Raw genomic sequence first — 17771 nt, 5'->3', positions numbered from 1 at the left:
AAGGATGTGGACCTTTGCGGAGGAGAAAAAAGTCATTCGCTTGAAAATTAATTTACCGCCGTTACGTCAATTTCTACGCCTGTGATTAAAACCCGACTACATTAAAACCCATGGTGCAGCGTGAACCGCTGGTGAGTCGCCACAATTTTTGCTCAGGAGAGCCGGAATGAAGGACGACTCAACAGACGATAAACCTGCAATCGCCATGCCCTTGGCCCGCCGCGACTTCCTCGGCAAAACCGGCCTGCTGGTGGGCAGCGCGGCAATCGGTGCGGCGTTTGGCCCGCTGGCACGCGCGGCACAATCCACTGCCCTAGCAGATGAACAACTCGAAGTGCCGGCCTGGACAAAAACCTTGGGCGGCCCCACCGGTGTCCCCTACGGTAAACCGTCCAGCTTTGAGACAGAGGCGGTGCGCACTCTCTATCCTGGGCTTACCGAACGCATGTCGGCCTACAGCACTTCGCCCTTGCAGGAACTGGACGGCATCATCACGCCCAACGGGTTGTTTTTTGAACGCCATCACGCCGGCGTGCCAGCGATTGACCCAGCAAAACATTTCCTGGTGATTCATGGGCTGACTGACACCGCCCTGCTGTTCACCCTGGATGAGCTACGCCAGTTCCCTGCCGTCTCGCGCATCCACTTCATCGAATGCTCGGGCAACCCTTCATTTTTGCCGCCGTGGGGCAAAACCGCCGCTGAAGTCGCCGGCCTGGTCAGCTGCGCCGAATGGACCGGTGTGCCGTTGAAAGCCCTGCTGCATGCGGCTGGCCTCAAGCCTGAGGCAAAATGGATTGTGGCAGAGGGTGCCGATGGCGCCGCCATGAACCGCAGCCTGCCGCTCGAAAAATGCCTGGATGACGTGCTGGTGGCCTACAGCCAAAACGGCGAAAGGCTGCGCCCCGAACAAGGCTACCCCCTGCGCCTTATCGTGCCGGGTTACGAAGGCAATACCCACATCAAGTGGCTACGCCGCCTGCATGTCACCGATGCCCCGGCCTACAGCCGTGAAGAAACGGCCAAATACACCGACTTGATGCCGGACGGGCGGGCCAGGAAGTTCTCCTTCGTGATGGAGTGCAAGTCAATCATCACTGCCCCGTCCGGCAGCCAGGCACTCACCCGCAAAGGCGAACATGAACTACGCGGAATCGCCTGGAGCGGCAACGGCAAAATCACCCGCGTGGACGTGTCCGTCGATGGCGGCAATAACTGGTATGCGGCCACGCTTCAGGCGCCGGTGCTGAACAAATGCCTGACGGTGTTTCGCGCGCCCTTCGAATGGCGGGGCAAAGAAATGCTCATCATGAGCCGCGCCATGGACGAAACCGGCTACGTGCAACCCAGCCTGGAACAACTGAAAGCCGTGCGCGGGGACTTTTCGTTCTACCACAACAATGCAATCCAGCCCTGGCGCATCAACGCCAACGGGGAGGTGACCAATGGCCGTGCATAACCTTACCGCCTTGGCATTGGGGCTACTGAGCATGGGCGTGGTTTCGTGCGCATCGACGGCTGCGCAATCCAGCTTGGGGCAGCCGGTGACAGAGCACTACATCGCCCGCTGGACCATCGACGTCGCTCCCGATGGCAAGAACCTGCCGGCCGGGCAAGGCACGGTCCTGGAAGGCGAAAAGGTCTATCAAACCGCCTGCCTTGGCTGCCACGGCGCTCACCTCGAAGGCGGCACAGGCCCGGCATTAGTCGGCGGTGCCGGCTCACTGCCCACGCCCAAACCGATAAAAACCGTCGGCAGTTATTGGCCCTACGCAACCACCCTGTTCGACTATGTAAGGCGCACCATGCCCTTTCAGCAACCACAGTCGTTGAGCAATGATCAGGTGTACGCCGTGGTGGGTTATATCCTCAACAAAAACCAGATAGTGGAAGCGAACGCCACGGTGGATGCTGCCACCCTCACCCACCTGAAGATGCCCAATCGCGATGGATTCTACGTCGACGACAGGCCGGATGTGCGTGTGGAGCCTTGCTATAAGGATTGTCTCGGTAGCCCGAAAGCACGTTGATGTGCTTTCGGGCTTGGTACTTTGCAGGTTGAGTCGTGTTTATATCCGTTATTTGGGGGGCGATGTCAGATCAAGATCAAGATCAAAAGCGCAGATCAAAAGACCGCCGTCTTCGTCAGCGAAAAGGATGTAAGGGCCGAAGCAACAGCAACAGCCAACCTCACCATCAAGGTTGGATGCGGTCACCTGTGGGAGCGGGCTTGCTCGCGAATGCGGTGGGTCAGTCAATTCATCTGTCACTGACACACCGCATTCGCGAGCAAGCCAGCTCCCACATTCGGACTGAGGTGTCTCAATGGATCGGGCTAATCAGTTCTTGTGCAACTTGCTCATCAACTGCGCCTCAGCCTGGGTCAACCCACACGACTGCGTCAGCTCATCCACCGTCGCGCCCATGCCGACCAATTTAGCCGCCTGGGCAAACGACAGACTCGAAGGATCACGCTGCTCGATCTGCGCCAACTTATCCGGCAACGGCCCAAGAATCGCGCGCAGTTCATGCACCTCATCCCCAACCTTCACCGCACTCTGCTGGAAGTGATCCACACGCTTGACCAAATCCAGAATCCGCCGGTCACGCACCGCATCGCGCTCGGCCTGTTGCACGGCCAACTCCCGTTGCTGGCGCATATAGCGCAGCAGGAATGCCAAGGTCCCGGCCCACAACAGGGCCAGGACAATCACCGCCGCTTCAAGAAACAATCAGATGTTCTCCAGATCCGACCATTCTTCTTCGCTCATCATCTTGTCCAGCTCAACCAGAATCAGCAGTTCGCCGTTCTTGTTGCACACGCCCTGGATAAACTTGGCCGATTCTTCATTGCCCACGTTCGGCGCGGTTTCCACTTCCGACTGACGCAGGTAAACCACTTCAGCCACGCTGTCGACCATAATCCCGACCACTTGCTTGTCGGCTTCGATGATCACGATACGCGTGTTGTCGTTGACCTCGGTCGGCACCAGGCCAAAACGCTGGCGGGTGTCGATCACCGTTACCACGTTGCCGCGCAAGTTGATAATGCCCAGCACGTAGCTCGGCGCACCCGGCACCGGAGCGATCTCGGTGTAGCGCAGCACTTCCTGCACGCGCATCACGTTAATGCCGTAGGTTTCATTGTCCAGTTTGAAGGTAACCCATTGCAGGATCGGATCATCCAAACCTTGTGCGGACGCTGACTTGTTCATACCCCTGACCCCTTCAGTGTGTGCTTCTTCGACCGCGCAATCGCACGGCCCTTATTGTTCAATCAACTGCGTTTGTTCTGTGGCATCGTCTTGACCGCACCGCTGGCGATCAACTCGGCCAGTTCGGCGACGTCGAGCAACGCGCACATATGTTCAATCACGGTGCCCGCCAGCCATGGCCGCTGGCCACGGTGGCTGCGCCATTTGATTTCATTCGGGTCCAGGCGCAACGAGCGGCTGACTTGATGCACCGCCAGCCCCCACTCGTAGCCCTGCACCGAGATCACGTATTGCAAGCCCTGGCGAAAGTCATCGCGGTAGCGGTCGGGCATCACCCAGCGCGCCGTGTCCAGCACCTTGAGGTTGCCGGCCTGGCTGGGCAGGATGCCGAGGAACCACTCCGGTTGCCCGAACAGCGGCGTCAACTCCTGGCCTTCCAGCGAATAAATCGACCCCAGGCATACCAGCGGCACCGCCAGAGTCAGCCCGGCGACGTCGAACAGCAGGCACTCGAACGGCTCGGCCGCCCACGCCGGGCGACCATCGCCCGTGGCCGGCGGCGGCGTGATGCTCGGCGGCAGGTGCACTTCGACCACCGGCTCAACCACTGCCGACGTGACCACCACGGGCACAGGCACAATCGGCACCACCACGTGGGCATCACGCGCCTGCTCTTCGAGCACCGCCAGTTGAAATTCATCCAGCGTGCTTTCGGGTTCAATGACCGCCGGTTCAAGGACCAGAATCGGCTCGGGCAACTCTTCTGCCGTCGCATCCTGCAGCAAGGCGTCCAGGTAGGACTCCAGTGCCAGTTGCGGCCGGGTCTTAAGCTCAACGGGACGGTTCATCACGCCACCTGCGCCACAAGTTGCTGGGACAGCAAATGCTTGAGTAATGCGCGGTAGGCCAGCACGCCACGGCTCTTGCCGTCGAACTGCGACGGCGTGAGCCCGGCGCGGCTGGCGTCACGCAGGCGCGTGTCCACCGGAATGTAGCCGTTCCAGATCGTTTCTGGGTAAGCATCACGCAACACCCGCAAGGTGCCCAGCGACGCCTGGGTACGGCGGTCAAACAGGGTGGGCACGATGCTGTACGGCAGTGCCTGTTTGCGCGAACGGTTGATCATCGCCAGGGTGCTGACCATGCGCTCCAGGCCTTTGACGGCCAAATGCTCGGTCTGTACCGGGATCACCAACTGCTGGCTGGCCGCCAAGGCGTTGACCATCAGCACACCCAGCAACGGCGGGCTGTCGATAATTGCGTAGTCGAAGTCCTGCCACAGTTGCGCCAGGGTCTTGGCGATCACCAGGCCCAGGCCGCTCTGCCCTGGCGACTGGCGCTCTAGGGTCGCCAGCGCAGTGCTCGACGGCAACAGCGAGATGCTCTCGTTGCTGGTGGGCAGCAGCAATTGCCCGGGCAAATCTGCCGGTACGCTGCCCTTGTGCAGGAACAGGTCATAGCAGCTGTGCTCCAGCGCATCCGGGTCATAGCCGAAATAGCTGGTCATCGAGCCGTGCGGGTCCAGGTCGACCACGACCACACGCTTGCCCGCCTCGGCCAGCAAGCCGGCCAAGGCGATGGACGTGGTGGTCTTGCCGACTCCACCCTTTTGATTGGCAACTGCCCAGACTCTCATTCAGTTGGTTCCTCCCGGTAGGCTAAGGCGCGACCGAGACATTACATAACATTATTGAGCCGGCGACGGAGAATTGACGGCGCTCTGACGAACCGGCGGCTTAACGGTTGGCGGTGCAGTTTGTGTGCCAGCCCGCTTCAAGGCCGCATCCGGTGTTGCATTGGCGGTGCCGGTGCCGGTCAGGCTGCGGCGCACATCCAGGTTACGCGACACCACCAGCACCACACGGCGGTTGCGCGCGCGGCCTTCGGCGGTGGCGTTATTGGCCACCGGCTGGAACTCACCGTAACCCACCGACGCCAGGCGCCCTGGGTTCACGCCCTGCATCGCGAGCATACGCACGATGCTCGAGGCCCGCGCCGAGGACAGCTCCCAGTTGGTCGGGTACTGCGCGGTGCTGATCGGGAAATTATCGGTAAAGCCCTCGACGTGGATCGGGTTCTCAAACGGTTTGAGAATCGCCGCCACCTTATCGATGATGGTGAACGCCTGATCACTCGGCAACGCATCGGCGCTGGCGAACAGCAGGCTGGAATTAAGCTCGATCTCCACCCACAACTCATTGCCGCGCACGGTCATCTGGTTGGATTTGATCAGGTCGCCAAACGCTGCGCTGATGTCATCGGCGATGCTTTTGAGCGGGTCGCTGGTACCGCCGATGCCGGCGGCGGTTTCATCGCTGTCGTTAACCAGCGGTTTGGCCGGGGTCACCGTCTTGGGGCGCTCGTCGCCAATCGGGATCGGCTTGATCGAGCGGTCGGTGTCATTGAATACGCCGATCAGCGCCTGGGAAATGACCTTGTACTTGCCTTCGTTGATCGACGAGATGGAGTACATCACCACAAAAAACGCGAACAGCAAGGTGATGAAGTCGGCGTAAGACACCAGCCAGCGTTCATGGTTGACGTGCTCTTCAGGCTCGCGGCGGCGACGGCTCACAATCGACTCCTCCCATCAATCCATGAAGCCCTGGAGCTTCAATTCGATGGAGCGCGGGTTCTCACCCTCGGCAATCGACAAAATACCTTCCAGCAGCATTTCGCGGTAACGCGACTGGCGCATGGCGATCGACTTGAGCTTGCTGGCCACCGGCAACAACACCAGGTTGGCACTCGCCACGCCGTAAATGGTGGCGACAAACGCCACGGCAATGCCGCTGCCTAACTGCGACGGGTCGGCCAGGTTGCCCATCACGTGGATAAGGCCCATCACCGCACCGATGATGCCGATGGTCGGCGCGTAGCCGCCCATGCTTTCAAAGACTTTGGCGGCGTTGATATCGCGGCTTTCCTGGGTGTAGAAATCCACCTCAAGGATGCTGCGAATCGCCTCCGGCTCGGCGCCGTCGACCAGCAGCTGCAGGCCTTTGCGCGCGTAGCTGTCGGGCTCGGCGTCGGCCACGCCTTCCAGGCCCAACAGGCCTTCCTTGCGTGCGGTGAGGCTCCAGTTGACCACGCGGTCGATGCCACCCGGCAGGTCCACGCGCGGCGGGAAGATGATCCACACCAGAATCTGCATGGCACGCTTGAACGAGCTCAGCGGCGACTGCAACAACGCCGCGCCTACGGTGCCGCCAATCACAATCAACGCCGCCGGGCCGTTGGCCAAGGCGCCGAGGTGGCCGCCTTCGAGGTAGTTGCCGCCGATAATCGCGACAAACGCCATGGTGATGCCAATCAGGCTCAAGACATCCATCAGAGGCAGGCCTCCACCAGATGTTTACCGATGTCGTCCAGGCTATAAACAGCGTCGGCCAGGTCCGCCTTGACGATGGCCATGGGCATGCCATAGATCACACAGCTGGCTTCGTCCTGGGCCCAGATCGCGCTGCCGCCCTGCTTGAGCAGGCGTGCGCCTTCACGGCCGTCGGCGCCCATGCCGGTGAGGACCACCGCCAGAACTTTGTCGCCGTAGGACTTGGCCGCCGAACCGAAGGTGATATCCACACACGGCTTGTAGTTCAGACGCTCATCGCCCGGCAGGATTTTGATCGCGCCACGGCCGTCGACCATCATCTGTTTGCCGCCCGGTGCCAGCAGCGCCAGGCCAGGGCGCAGGATGTCACCATCCTCGGCTTCCTTGACGCTGATGCGGCACAGCTTGTCCAGGCGCTCGGCGAAGGCCTTGGTAAAGGCGGCGGGCATGTGCTGGATCAACACGATTGGCGCCGGGAAGTTGGCCGGCAGTTGGGTCAACACCCGTTGTAAGGCCACCGGGCCGCCAGTGGACGTGCCAATGGCCACCAGCTTGTAGGCTTTGCGCTTGGGCGCAGGCGAATGCGCGCTCGGGGCCGGGGCACGCACCGGTGCCACCGCAGGCCGGGCTATGGGTGCCGGTGCCGGGCGCGCAAACGTCGAGGTGCTCGGCGTCGGCGCGGCAGCCGGCGCGGGCGCCGGTGCACTGAACAGGCTGCGACGGTTACTGCGCGAAATGCTGTGCACCTTCTCGCACAGCATCTGCTTGACCTTGTCGGGGTTGCGCGAGATGTCTTCGAAATTCTTCGGCAGGAAGTCCACCGCACCGGCGTCCAGCGCATCCAGGGTCACCCGGGCGCCTTCGTGGGTCAGCGAGGAGAACATCAACACCGGGGTCGGGCAGCGCTGCATGATGTGCCGGACTGCGGTGATGCCATCCATCATCGGCATCTCGTAGTCCATGGTGATCACGTCCGGCTTCAACGCAATGGCTTGATCAATCGCCTCTTTACCGTTGGTGGCCGTGCCGACCACCTGGATGGTTGGATCGGCGGAAAGAATTTCCGAGACGCGACGGCGGAAGAAACCCGAATCGTCCACCACCAGGACCTTGACTGCCATAAACACTCCGTTAGGCGGGGCGGGCAATACCTTTGATGCCCCACCAGAATCAAATACGCCGAGCGGCGTAACGCTTGAGCATGCTCGGAACATCAAGAATCAGCGCGATCCGACCGTCACCGGTGATGGTCGCACCCGACATGCCTGGGGTTCCCTGCAGCATTTTGCCCAAAGGCTTGATGACCACTTCTTCCTGGCCCACCAGTTGATCGACCACAAAGCCGATGCGCTGGGTGCCCACGGACAGAATCACCACATGGCCTTCGCGCTGCTCTTCATGCTTGGCCGAGGCCACCAGCCAGCGCTTGAGGTAGAACAGTGGCAACGCCTTGTCGCGCACGATCACCACTTCCTGGCCGTCCACCACGTTGGTGCGTGACAGGTCGAGGTGGAAGATCTCGTTGACGTTGACCAGCGGGAAGGCGAACGCCTGGTTGCCCAGCATCACCATCAGGGTCGGCATGATCGCCAAGGTCAACGGCACCTTGATCACGATCTTGGAACCCTGGCCCTTGGTCGAGTAGATGTTGATCGAGCCGTTGAGCTGGCTGATCTTGGTTTTCACCACGTCCATGCCCACGCCACGGCCGGACACGTCGGAAATCTCGGTCTTGGTCGAGAAGCCCGGGGCGAAGATCAGGTTGTAGCATTCGGTGTCGGTCAGGCGGTCGGCGGCGTCCTTGTCCATCACGCCACGCTTGACCGCGATATTGCGCAGAATCGCCGGGTCCATGCCTTTGCCGTCATCGCTGATCGACAGCAGGATATGGTCGCCTTCCTGCTCGGCCGCCAGAATCACCTTGCCGTTGCGCGACTTGCCGGAGGCTTCGCGCTCTTCCGGGGTTTCGACGCCGTGGTCGACGGCGTTGCGCACCAAGTGGACCAGCGGGTCGGCCAGGGCCTCGACAAGGTTTTTGTCGAGGTCGGTTTCTTCACCCACCAGTTCCAGGTTGATTTCTTTCTTGAGCTGGCGCGCCAGGTCGCGAACCAGGCGCGGGAAGCGGCCGAAGACTTTCTTGATCGGCTGCATGCGCGTTTTCATCACGGCGGTCTGCAAGTCTGCGGTGACCACGTCAAGGTTCGACACGGCCTTTTGCATGGCTTCGTCGCCGCTGTTCAAGCCCAGGCGCACCAGGCGGTTACGCACCAGCACCAGTTCGCCGACCATGTTCATGATGTCGTCCAGGCGCGCGGTATCAACCCGCACGGTGGTTTCGGCTTCACTGGCAGGTTTTTCCGCTACCGGCGCCGCTGCGGCACGCGCAGGTGCGGCAGCCGGTGCCGGTGCGGGCTTGGCAGCCACAGGCGCGGCAGCTTTGGCCGGCGCAGGCTTGGCGGCCACCGGTGCGGCAGTCGCTGCGGCGGCCGGGGCCACTTCGGAGAACTTGCCTTTGCCGTGCAACTCGTCCAGCAGCGCTTCGAATTCGTGATCGGAGATCAGGCCGTCAGCGCCAGGCTCAACGCTGGCAGGCGCGGCGCTGGCAGCCGGTGCGGCCGCGATGGCGGCGACTTCCGGCAAGGCTTCGGCGGCAAACGTGCCCTTGCCATGCAGTTGGTCGAGCAGTGCTTCGAATTCGTCGTCGGTAATGTCGGTGCTTGCAGGCGCAGCAGGCGCTGCCGACTCGGCGGCAGCTGCCACGGCGTCCGGCGCAAACTGGCCTTTACCGTGCAACTGGTCGAGCAGGGATTCAAACTCTGCGTCGGTAATGTCTTCGCTGGTCGGCACGGCAGGCGCCGCTTGCGGTGCTTCAGCTTCGGCCTTCACCGCGCTCAGGGAATTGAGCAGCTGTTCGAACTCGCTGTCGGTCACATCCGGCTCGGCTTCAACCACCGGCTCAGGCGCAGCTACCGGCGCAACTGCGGTATCAGCAGGTTCGGCCAGGCGTGCCAGCGCAGCCAACAGCTCCGGCGTGGCAGCCGTGATCGGCGCACGTTCGCGCACCTCACTGAACATGCCGTTGACCGCATCCAATGCTTCGAGAATCACGTCCATCAGTTCCGAGTCGACGTGCCGCTCACCCTTGCGCAGGATGTCGAACACGTTCTCGGCGATGTGACAGCACTCCACCAGCTCATGGAGCTGGAGGAAGCCGGCGCCCCCTTTTACAGTGTGAAAACCGCGAAAAATTGCATTGAGCAGGTTCGCATCATCCGGTCGGCTTTCCAGCTCGACCAGTTGTTCGGACAGTTGCTCTAAAATTTCGCCGGCCTCTACAAGGAAATCCTGAAGGATTTCTTCATCGGCGCCGAAGCTCATGTGGGTGCTCCTTAGAAGCCTAAACTGGACAGCAAATCGTCTACGTCATCTTGACCGGATACGACGTCTTCACGTTTATCGGCATGAATCTGCGGACCTTCACCCTTGGCGAGATGTTTTTGTGGATCTTTTTCCGAGAGGATCGCTGCGCGGTCATGTTCGATGCCGGCAAAACGGTCGACCTGGCCGGCCATGAGCACCAATTTGAGCAAGTTGCTTTCCACTTCGGTGACCAGTTGGGTCACGCGCTTGATCACTTGACCGGTGAGGTCCTGGTAATCCTGGGCCAGCAGAATGTCATTGAGGTTGCTGGCCACCGTGCGGTTTTCCTGTTCGCTGCGCGACAGAAAGCCGTCGACCCGACGCGCCAACTCACGAAACTCCTCAGCCCCCACTTCCCGGCGCATGAAGCGGCCCCAGTCAACGCTCAGGGCCTGTGCTTCGGTGGCCATGCCATTGACCAGCGGCGTGGCGTTTTCCACCAGGTCCATGGTGCGGTTGGCCGCCGCCTCAGTCAGCCTGACCACATAGGACAGGCGTTCGGTGGCATCGGTGATCTGCGAAATTTCTTCGGCCTGGGGCATGTGCGGGTCAATCTGGAAATTGACGATTGCACTGTGCAGCTCGCGTGTGAGCTTTCCCACTTCCTGATACAGGCCGCGGTCACGGGTCTGGTTAAGCTCATGGATCAACTGCACCGCGTCGCCGAACTGGCCTTTTTCAAGGCTTTCGACCAACTGGTGAGCATGCTTTTTCAGGGTCGACTCAAAGTCTCCCTGTGACGTTTCTTTATGCTCCATAGCTCCCCCGTGGTGACATCAGCCGTGGATGCGTTCGAAGATTTTTTCGATCTTCTCTTTCAAGGCCAACGCCGTGAATGGCTTGACCACGTAACCGTTAACCCCGGCTTGGGCGGCTTCGATGATCTGTTCACGCTTGGCTTCGGCGGTCACCATCAACACCGGCAAGCTGCGCAGTTTTTCATCGGCGCGCACGTGACGCAGCAAGTCGATACCGGTCATGCCCGGCATGTTCCAGTCGGTTACCAGAAAGTCGATGCTCCCGCTGTTGAGGATCGGAATCGCCGTCAGGCCGTCATCCGCCTCGACCGTGTTGGTGAACCCAAGGTCACGCAACAGGTTTTTTATGATCCGCCGCATCGTTGAGAAGTCATCAACGATGAGGATTTTCATGTTCTTGTCCAATTCGACCTCCAAGCAGTCTTAAACGCGCCCAGCACCTGGACGCGCCATTTCAATCAACAGGCGTTACACAAAAAGGACTGCCCAGGGCACCACGGCACGAACCCGCAAAAGCATCAAGCCTTTGCGGTAGCGTCTGCAGTGTCCCCACACTGCCTGTCAGCGCGCGCGCCACTCTCCCAATCGCCCCCGCAAGCGGGCTGCGCACTGGCTATGCAGCTGGCTGACACGCGATTCGCTGACCCCCAGGACCTCACCGATTTCCTTGAGGTTCAGCTCTTCGTCGTAGTACAGCGCCAATACCAGTCGCTCACGCTCCGGCAAATTGGCAATCGCCTCCGCCAACGCGCTCTGGAAACGTTCGTCTTCCAGGTCGCGCGACGGTTCGAGATGTGCACTCGCGCCGTCCTCGTGCAGCCCTTCGTGTTCGCCGTCCTGCAACAGGTCGTCGAAACTGAACAGGCGGCTGCCCAAGGTATCGTTCAAAATCCCGTAGTAATCGTCGAGACTCAATTGGAGTTCGGCCGCAACTTCATGATCTTTAGCGTCACGACCGGTTTTTGCTTCAATTGCGCGAATTGCGTCACTGACCATGCGCGTATTGCGGTGTACCGAACGCGGCGCCCAATCCCCTTTACGCACTTCATCGAGCATCGCACCCCGGATGCGGATACCCGCATACGTCTCGAAACTCGCGCCCTTGCTCGCGTCGTATTTGGTCGACACTTCGAGCAGGCCGATCATGCCGGCCTGGATCAAGTCCTCAACCTGCACACTGGCAGGCAGGCGTGCCAGCAAGTGATAGGCAATGCGCTTGACCAAGGGCGCATAGCGCTCGATCAGTTCGCCCTGGCTGTCACGTGCCGACTTTTTGTAAAGGTTGTAGCCGCTGGATGTCATAGCACCGGTCCTGCGCTCGTCTGATGCACCAATCGCTCGACGAAAAACTCCAGATGCCCCCGCGGGTTGGCAGGCAACGGCCAAGTATCGACCTTCTGGGCAATAGCCTTGAACGCCAGTGCGCACTTCGAACGAGGGAACGCTTCATAGACTGCACGCTGCTTTTGCACAGCCTTGCGCACACACTCGTCATAGGGAACTGCGCCGACGTATTGTAAGGCTACATCGAGGAAGCGATCCGTGACCTTGGTCAACTTGGCGAACAGATTCCGCCCTTCCTGCGGGCTTTGGGCCATGTTGGCCAGCACGCGGAAGCGGTTCATGCCGTAGTCACGGTTAAGCAATTTGATCAGGGCGTAGGCGTCGGTGATCGAGGTGGGTTCGTCGCACACCACCAGCAGCACTTCTTGCGCGGCGCGCACGAAGCTGACCACCGACTCGCCGATCCCGGCGGCGGTGTCGATCACCAGCACGTCGAGGTTGTCGCCGATGTCGCTGAACGCCTGGATCAGGCCGGCATGCTGCGCCGGGCTCAGGTGCACCATGCTCTGGGTGCCTGAGGCGGCCGGCACGATGCGAATGCCACCGGGGCCTTGCAGCAGCACATCGCGCAGCTCACAACGGCCTTCGATCACATCGGCAAGGGTGTGTTTGGGTGTCAGCCCCAGCAGAACGTCCACGTTCGCCAAGCCCAGGTCAGCATCCAGCAGCATGACGCGACGGCCAAGCTCTGCCAGGGCCAGGGACAAATTCACTGACACGTTAGTTTTCCCGACGCCACCTTTGCCGCCGGTCACCGCGATCACCTGTACGGGATGCATGCTGCCCATTTTATTTCTTTACCTTGTCTTGCTTAGACGCAGGCTACATGGCTTGGCCGCGTGAATCGCTTGCAGACCATCGATGTAGATACATTTCACGGTGTTCATCCTGCCTCACCCCACCCGCTTAGCCGGGTTGTGGTAAAGGTCGGCGAACATGTCGGCCATCGCTTCCTCGCTAGGCTCTTCTTGCATTTGCACGCTGACAGCGCGGCTGACCAACTGATGACGGCGCGGCAGATGTAAATCATCCGGGATCCGCGGCCCGTCGGTCAGGTAGGCAACCGGTAACTCATGACTGATAGCCAGGCTCAACACCTCGCCCAGGCTCGCGGTTTCGTCGAGCTTGGTGAGGATGCAACCGGCCAGACCGCAGCGTTTGTAACTATGGTACGCAGCGGTAAGAACCTGTTTCTGGCTGGTGGTTGCAAGCACCAGGTAATTTTTCGATTTAATGCCACGCCCGGCCAGGCTTTCAAGCTGCATGCGCAGTGCCGGGTCGCTGGCCTGCAGGCCGGCCGTGTCGATCAACACCACGCGCTTGCGCAGCAGTGGGTCGAGCGCATTGGCCAGGGACTGGCCCGGGTCGACGTGGGTCACCGTCACATTGAGGATGCGGCCCAGGGTCTTGAGCTGCTCCTGGGCGCCGATGCGGTAGCTGTCCATGCTCACCAGCGCGATGTTCTGCGCGCCGTACTTGAGCACATAACGTGCGGCCAGCTTGGCCAGGGTGGTGGTCTTGCCCATGCCGGCGGGGCCGACCATGGCAATCACACCGCCCTCTTCCAGCGGTTCGATTTCCGGCGTGGCGATCATGCGCGCCAGGTGCGCCAGCAACATGCGCCAGGCCTGGCGTGGTTCTTCGACTTCGGCAGTGAGTGCAAGCAAATCGCGCGACAACGGGCCGGACAGGCCAATGCGTTGCAGGCGACGCCACAGGTTGGCCTGCTGCGGTTTGCTGCCTTGCAGCTGTGTCCACGCCAGCGAGCCCAGCTGCACTTCGAGCAGCTCACGCAGGCCATTGAGTTCAAAACGCATCGAGTCGAGCGCGCGCTGGTCGACGGCGGCGGCCGGGGCTGGCGCTGCAGGACGTGGCGGTTCTTTGAAGGTCGGTTCTACCAACGGCTCGGCGGCAGTCAGCGGCAGGCCGGCGAACAGCTGGCGATTGGTGCTGGCATCGCTGTCGCCACGCATGCTCAATTCAGCCTGGGCCGAGACAATGCGCGAAGCGGTCTTGCGCAGCTCGTCTTCGAGTTCCATGTTCGGCACACGCGGCGCCAGCGCCGAGGGGGTGTAATCCAGGGCAGCCGTCAGCTCGACACCGCCGGCAATGCGACGGTTTCCAATAATCGCGGCATCGGCGCCCAGCTCATCACGTACCAGTTTCATGGCCTGACGCATATCGGCGGCGAAAAAACGCTTAACTTGCATAACCCACTACCTCAGCCGTTGGGCCCTACTGTCGCGACGATAGTCACTTGCTTGTTGTCAGGAATTTCCTGATAAGCCAAAACGTGCAAATTCGGTACTGCCAGCCGTCCAAACCGCGACAACATCGCTCGAACCGGGCCTGCCACCAGCAGAATCACCGGGTGGCCCGCCATTTCCTGACGCTGTGCGGCTTCGATCAACGAACGCTGCAGTTTCTCAGCCATGCTTGGCTCCAGCAGAACGCCCTCTTCCTGGCCAAGCCCGGCCTTCTGAATACTATTGAGCAATATTTGTTCCAACCTTGGTTCCAAGGTGATCACAGGCAGCTCAGACTCAATGCCTACAATGCTTTGCAGGATGGCGCGGGACAAGCCGACACGCACCGCAGCCACCAAAGCGGCAGTATCTTGACTCTTGGCGGCATTGTTGGCGATGGCCTCGGCAATGCTGCGAATGTCGCGCACCGGCACCTGTTCGGCGAGCAAGGCTTGCAGCACCTTGAGCAACTGCGACAGCGACAGCACGCCCGGCACCAGTTCTTCGGCCAGTTTTGGCGAGGCTTTGGCCAGCAAACCCATCAATTGCTGGACTTCCTCGTGGCCGATCAGCTCGTGGGAGTGCTTATAGAGGATCTGGTTGAGGTGGGTGGCCACCACCGTGCTGGCGTCCACCACGGTGTAACCCAGCGATTGTGCCTGGCTGCGCTGGCTGACTTCGATCCACACCGCCTCCAGGCCAAAAGCCGGATCTTTGGCGGTAATGCCGTTGAGCGTGCCGAACACTTGGCCGGGGTTGATCGCCAGTTCGCGGTCCGGGTAAATCTCGGCTTCGGCCAGGATCACGCCCATCAGGGTCAGGCGGTAGGCGCTGGGGGCCAGGTCGAGGTTGTCGCGAATGTGTACGGTGGGCATCAAGAAGCCCAAGTCCTGCGACAGCTTCTTGCGCACACCCTTGATCCGCGCCAGCAATTGGCCGCCCTGGTTGCGGTCCACCAGCGGAATCAGGCGGTAGCCGACTTCCAGGCCGATCATGTCGATCGGGGTGACGTCATCCCAGCCCAACTCCTTGGTTTCCTGGGCGCGGGCCGGGGATGGCAGCAAGTCTTGCTGGCGGGCGATTTCCTGCTGGGCCTGGACCTTGACGGCATTTTGCTTGCGCCAGAACAGGTAGGCACCACCGGCGGCCATGGCCGCCATGCTCAGGAACGACACGTGCGGCATGCCCGGCACGATGCCCATGATCGCCATGATACCGGCGGCCACGGCCAGCGCCTTGGGCGAGGCGAACATCTGGCGGCTGATCTGCTTGCCCATGTCTTCGGAGCCCGAAGCACGGGTAACCATGATGGCTGCAGCTGTGGATAACAACAGTGATGGCAATTGCGCCACTAAACCGTCACCGATGGTCAGCAAGGCGTAGACCTTGCCCGCATCGCCGAAGGTCATGCCGTGCTGGAAGATCCCGACCGCCATGCCGCCGATCAGGTTGATAAACAGGATCAACAGGCCGGCGATGGCGTCACCGCGCACGAACTTACTCGCGCCGTCCATGGAGCCATAGAACTCGGCTTCCTGGGCGACTTCCAGGCGACGGGATTTGGCTTGGTTCTGGTCAATCAGGCCGGCGTTGAGGTCGGCGTCGATGGCCATTTGCTTGCCGGGCATGGCGTCGAGGGTAAACCGAGCGCTCACCTCGGAAATCCGCCCGGCGCCCTTGGTCACCACCACGAAGTTGATGATCATCAGGATCGCGAACACCACGATACCGACCACATAGTTGCCGCCGATCACCACCTCACCGAAGGCCTGGATCACCTTACCGGCGGCGGCGTGGCCGTCCTGGCCGTGGAGCATCACCACCCGCGTAGACGCCACGTTGAGCGCCAGGCGCAGCAGGGTCGCAATCAGCAAAATGGTTGGGAATACCGCGAAATCCAGCGGCCGCAGGGCGTACACGCAAACCAGCAGCACCACCACCGACAGCGCAATGTTGAAGGTGAAAAACACGTCGAGCAGGAACGGCGGCATCGGCAACATCATCATTGCCAGCATCACCAGCAACAACAACGGCACACCCAGGTTGCCCCGCGACAAATCAGTCAGGGTGCCACGGGCCGTGTTGAGCATTTGAGAGCGATCTACCACCGGTATTCCTCGTGTTCCTTGAAGCAAAGTTTTGACGCTGGAGAGCGTCCTGGAGGCGGTATTGCAAGAAGCCTTCCAACTTTTGCTTTGAGGCTTCGATGGCCTCACAAACAACCGGGTGTGCCGAGTGTAAAGCGATTCAACTGTGGGAGCGGGCTTGCTCGCGAAGGCGGTGGTTCAGTTAGAAGAGTTTTGGCTGACACACCGCTTTCGCGAGCAAGCCCGCTCCCACAGTTGGATGGGGGTGTACCTGCTGGTACTGAGGAAATTTCCGACAAGGTTTTCGGGTTGCCCCTAGGAACCGGGCTCCCTAGTCTCCGTACACCGCTGCAAATGCAGTGGTCGGGCGTCGCGGCCCGGTTTACTACGGAGTAAAAGCACCATCTCCCTTTCAGTCGACGCTTTTTTATCGTCTACTGTGCGGCGCTATGGCGGCTGTGCGCGGGATACCTTCGGGTATGCCGGGTTGCTCCTAGACCGGTCCGCGAACCTGCGTACAGCTGCCACCTTCAATCGCGTCGCGGCGATCAGTGGCGGCTCCACTTTCGCAAGGAGCTTCACAATGATCAAACCCACCCCAAATCCCCCACCCAGCGTAATCCTCACCCTTATCGACGGCATCAGCACCGAAGACCTGCTGGTCAACCTCACCGAAAACCTGGCCTCCGCCCACGCCCTGACCTGCGACTTCGCCTTTGACCTGGAGGGAACACAGCGAGAAGGTGCGCTGGGTATTGCGCAGTTGCTTGAGATCGGCCGATTGCTGGCTGAGCGGCTGCTGGATGACAGAGCGCCGTCACCAGCGACGATCGTCGAGCGGTGACCTGTTCAACTGTGGGAGCTGGCTTGCCTGCGATTGCGGTGGGTCAGGCACTGAAGGGCCAGTTGTAAGTCAGTGATGATCGTTCCTACGCTCCCGCGTGGGAACGATCAATGAGCCGTCAAGCGGACCGCACATCCGTTGCCTGAGGTCCTTTTGCTCCCTGCCCTATCTCGAACTCCACCTTTTGGTTTTCTTCAAGCGTCTTGAACCCGTCACCTTTAATTGCAGAAAAATGAACAAAAAGATCAGGTCCGCCACCATCCTGGGTAATAAACCCAAAACCCTTCTCCGCGTTAAACCACTTCACTTTGCCCGTCGCCATTACCGTTCTCCTGACATCCCATTCAAAAATCCGCACCCGAGTCGCTAGATACGCCTGATGCAAAACGCAAACACACCCTTTGGCCGGTGAATCCTGGCGAACTGTACCCGCTGGCCTTCTCTCCACCGGGTACACGCTGAACTCAAGCGGTCCAAACACACCGGCTCATCATCGCCGTCCAACGCAATCAGCCCTTCACCGGTC

The 17771-nt window shown here is 60.6% G+C and carries 18 protein-coding genes; 3 read left to right on the top strand and 15 right to left on the bottom strand.

Translation table 11 applies throughout. The features are described from left to right. Positions 1-166: 166 nt before the first annotated feature. Together soxC and FFI16_RS05945 are read left to right on the top strand one after the other, a co-directional pair. Positions 167-1459: a sulfite dehydrogenase gene (gene soxC, locus FFI16_RS05950; protein ID WP_138814504.1), complete on the top strand. Its 1293-nt coding sequence runs from the start codon at positions 167-169 to the stop codon at positions 1457-1459. Further along, positions 1446-2030, top strand: coding sequence for a c-type cytochrome (locus FFI16_RS05945; RefSeq protein WP_138814503.1), 585 nt, complete (start codon positions 1446-1448; stop codon positions 2028-2030). The genes soxC and FFI16_RS05945 overlap by 14 nt, the downstream gene beginning before the upstream one ends. Before the next feature lie 309 nt (positions 2031-2339). On the opposite strand, the gene FFI16_RS05940 is transcribed toward FFI16_RS05945, so the two are convergent. From FFI16_RS05940 to flhA, 14 genes are all read right to left on the bottom strand, one after another. Then, on the bottom strand, positions 2340-2732 hold the full coding sequence (locus tag FFI16_RS05940; protein ID WP_138814502.1) for a DUF2802 domain-containing protein: 393 nt from the start codon (positions 2730-2732) through the stop codon (positions 2340-2342). Further along, the gene (locus FFI16_RS05935; protein WP_056861068.1) at positions 2733-3215 is read right to left on the bottom strand and encodes a chemotaxis protein CheW; all 483 of its coding nucleotides are present in this window, start codon (positions 3213-3215) and stop codon (positions 2733-2735) included. It lies immediately after the preceding gene. Between the two features lie 62 nt (positions 3216-3277). Beyond that, positions 3278-4063, bottom strand: a complete 786-nt coding sequence (locus FFI16_RS05930) for a CheW domain-containing protein (protein ID WP_138814501.1) — start codon at positions 4061-4063, stop codon at positions 3278-3280. After that, the gene (locus FFI16_RS05925; RefSeq protein ID WP_065911550.1) at positions 4063-4851 is read right to left on the bottom strand and encodes a ParA family protein; all 789 of its coding nucleotides are present in this window, start codon (positions 4849-4851) and stop codon (positions 4063-4065) included. The genes FFI16_RS05930 and FFI16_RS05925 overlap by 1 nt, the downstream gene beginning before the upstream one ends. Positions 4852-4902: 51 nt before the next feature. Beyond that, positions 4903-5790 carry a flagellar motor protein MotD gene (gene motD / locus FFI16_RS05920; protein WP_138814500.1) on the bottom strand — a complete coding sequence of 296 codons (888 nt, stop codon included), beginning with the start codon at positions 5788-5790 and terminating at the stop codon, positions 4903-4905. 15 nt (positions 5791-5805) lie between these two features. Further along, complete coding sequence (locus FFI16_RS05915) at positions 5806-6546, bottom strand: flagellar motor protein (protein ID WP_005790033.1); 741 nt, start codon at positions 6544-6546, stop codon at positions 5806-5808. Next, entirely contained in the window at positions 6546-7667 is a 1122-nt protein-coding gene (locus tag FFI16_RS05910) for a chemotaxis response regulator protein-glutamate methylesterase (protein WP_138814499.1), read from the bottom strand. The genes FFI16_RS05915 and FFI16_RS05910 overlap by 1 nt, the downstream gene beginning before the upstream one ends. Before the next feature lie 49 nt (positions 7668-7716). After that, positions 7717-9924: a chemotaxis protein CheA gene (locus FFI16_RS05905; RefSeq protein WP_138814498.1), complete on the bottom strand. Its 2208-nt coding sequence runs from the start codon at positions 9922-9924 to the stop codon at positions 7717-7719. Positions 9925-9935: 11 nt separating this feature from the next. Next, a complete protein-coding gene (locus FFI16_RS05900) occupies positions 9936-10724 on the bottom strand; it encodes a protein phosphatase CheZ (RefSeq protein ID WP_138814497.1) in 789 nt (262 codons plus the stop codon). Positions 10725-10742: 18 nt separating this feature from the next. After that, entirely contained in the window at positions 10743-11117 is a 375-nt protein-coding gene (locus FFI16_RS05895; RefSeq protein ID WP_003192908.1) for a chemotaxis response regulator CheY, read from the bottom strand. 168 nt (positions 11118-11285) lie between these two features. Then, complete coding sequence (gene fliA / locus FFI16_RS05890) at positions 11286-12026, bottom strand: RNA polymerase sigma factor FliA (protein ID WP_017134957.1); 741 nt, start codon at positions 12024-12026, stop codon at positions 11286-11288. Further along, positions 12023-12856 carry a flagellar synthesis regulator FleN gene (gene fleN / locus FFI16_RS05885; RefSeq protein ID WP_003192912.1) on the bottom strand — a complete coding sequence of 278 codons (834 nt, stop codon included), beginning with the start codon at positions 12854-12856 and terminating at the stop codon, positions 12023-12025. Before fleN ends, fliA begins: the two co-directional genes overlap by 4 nt. A 105-nt stretch (positions 12857-12961) precedes the next feature. Then, the gene (flhF, locus tag FFI16_RS05880; RefSeq protein ID WP_138814496.1) at positions 12962-14278 is read right to left on the bottom strand and encodes a flagellar biosynthesis protein FlhF; all 1317 of its coding nucleotides are present in this window, start codon (positions 14276-14278) and stop codon (positions 12962-12964) included. Between the two features lie 11 nt (positions 14279-14289). Then, positions 14290-16404: a flagellar biosynthesis protein FlhA gene (flhA, locus tag FFI16_RS05875; protein WP_138815371.1), complete on the bottom strand. Its 2115-nt coding sequence runs from the start codon at positions 16402-16404 to the stop codon at positions 14290-14292. 580 nt (positions 16405-16984) lie between these two features. On the opposite strand from flhA, the gene FFI16_RS05870 reads away from it, so the two are divergent. Further along, positions 16985-17245 (top strand): DUF6124 family protein, encoded by a 261-nt coding sequence (locus tag FFI16_RS05870; protein ID WP_138814495.1) that lies wholly within the window; start codon positions 16985-16987, stop codon positions 17243-17245. A 118-nt stretch (positions 17246-17363) separates the two neighbouring features. Here the strand turns inward: FFI16_RS05870 and FFI16_RS05865 are convergent, their stop codons facing one another. Beyond that, the gene (locus tag FFI16_RS05865; protein ID WP_138814494.1) at positions 17364-17567 is read right to left on the bottom strand and encodes a cold-shock protein; all 204 of its coding nucleotides are present in this window, start codon (positions 17565-17567) and stop codon (positions 17364-17366) included. Between the last annotated feature and the right edge of the window lie 204 nt (positions 17568-17771).

Source organism: Pseudomonas sp. KBS0710 (assembly GCF_005938045.2).
In the GTDB taxonomy this organism is placed as follows: domain Bacteria; phylum Pseudomonadota; class Gammaproteobacteria; order Pseudomonadales; family Pseudomonadaceae; genus Aquipseudomonas.
This window is presented reverse-complemented; position numbering and strand designations above follow the sequence as displayed.

Coding starts and splice junctions, on each gene's coding strand:
- fliA (WP_017134957.1), bottom strand. CDS start 12,026: ATGACATCCAGCGGCTACAACCTTTACAAAAAGTCGGCACGTGACAGC.
- FFI16_RS05930 (WP_138814501.1), bottom strand. CDS start 4,063: ATGAACCGTCCCGTTGAGCTTAAGACCCGGCCGCAACTGGCACTGGAG.
- FFI16_RS05905 (WP_138814498.1), bottom strand. CDS start 9,924: ATGAGCTTCGGCGCCGATGAAGAAATCCTTCAGGATTTCCTTGTAGAG.
- FFI16_RS05915 (WP_005790033.1), bottom strand. CDS start 6,546: ATGGATGTCTTGAGCCTGATTGGCATCACCATGGCGTTTGTCGCGATT.
- FFI16_RS05910 (WP_138814499.1), bottom strand. CDS start 7,667: ATGGCAGTCAAGGTCCTGGTGGTGGACGATTCGGGTTTCTTCCGCCGT.
- FFI16_RS05865 (WP_138814494.1), bottom strand. CDS start 17,567: ATGGCGACGGGCAAAGTGAAGTGGTTTAACGCGGAGAAGGGTTTTGGG.
- FFI16_RS05945 (WP_138814503.1), top strand. CDS start 1,446: ATGGCCGTGCATAACCTTACCGCCTTGGCATTGGGGCTACTGAGCATG.
- FFI16_RS05935 (WP_056861068.1), bottom strand. CDS start 3,215: ATGAACAAGTCAGCGTCCGCACAAGGTTTGGATGATCCGATCCTGCAA.
- FFI16_RS05925 (WP_065911550.1), bottom strand. CDS start 4,851: ATGAGAGTCTGGGCAGTTGCCAATCAAAAGGGTGGAGTCGGCAAGACC.
- FFI16_RS05895 (WP_003192908.1), bottom strand. CDS start 11,117: ATGAAAATCCTCATCGTTGATGACTTCTCAACGATGCGGCGGATCATA.
- FFI16_RS05900 (WP_138814497.1), bottom strand. CDS start 10,724: ATGGAGCATAAAGAAACGTCACAGGGAGACTTTGAGTCGACCCTGAAA.
- flhA (WP_138815371.1), bottom strand. CDS start 16,404: ATGCTCAACACGGCCCGTGGCACCCTGACTGATTTGTCGCGGGGCAAC.
- FFI16_RS05870 (WP_138814495.1), top strand. CDS start 16,985: ATGATCAAACCCACCCCAAATCCCCCACCCAGCGTAATCCTCACCCTT.
- fleN (WP_003192912.1), bottom strand. CDS start 12,856: ATGGGCAGCATGCATCCCGTACAGGTGATCGCGGTGACCGGCGGCAAA.
- soxC (WP_138814504.1), top strand. CDS start 167: ATGAAGGACGACTCAACAGACGATAAACCTGCAATCGCCATGCCCTTG.
- flhF (WP_138814496.1), bottom strand. CDS start 14,278: ATGCAAGTTAAGCGTTTTTTCGCCGCCGATATGCGTCAGGCCATGAAA.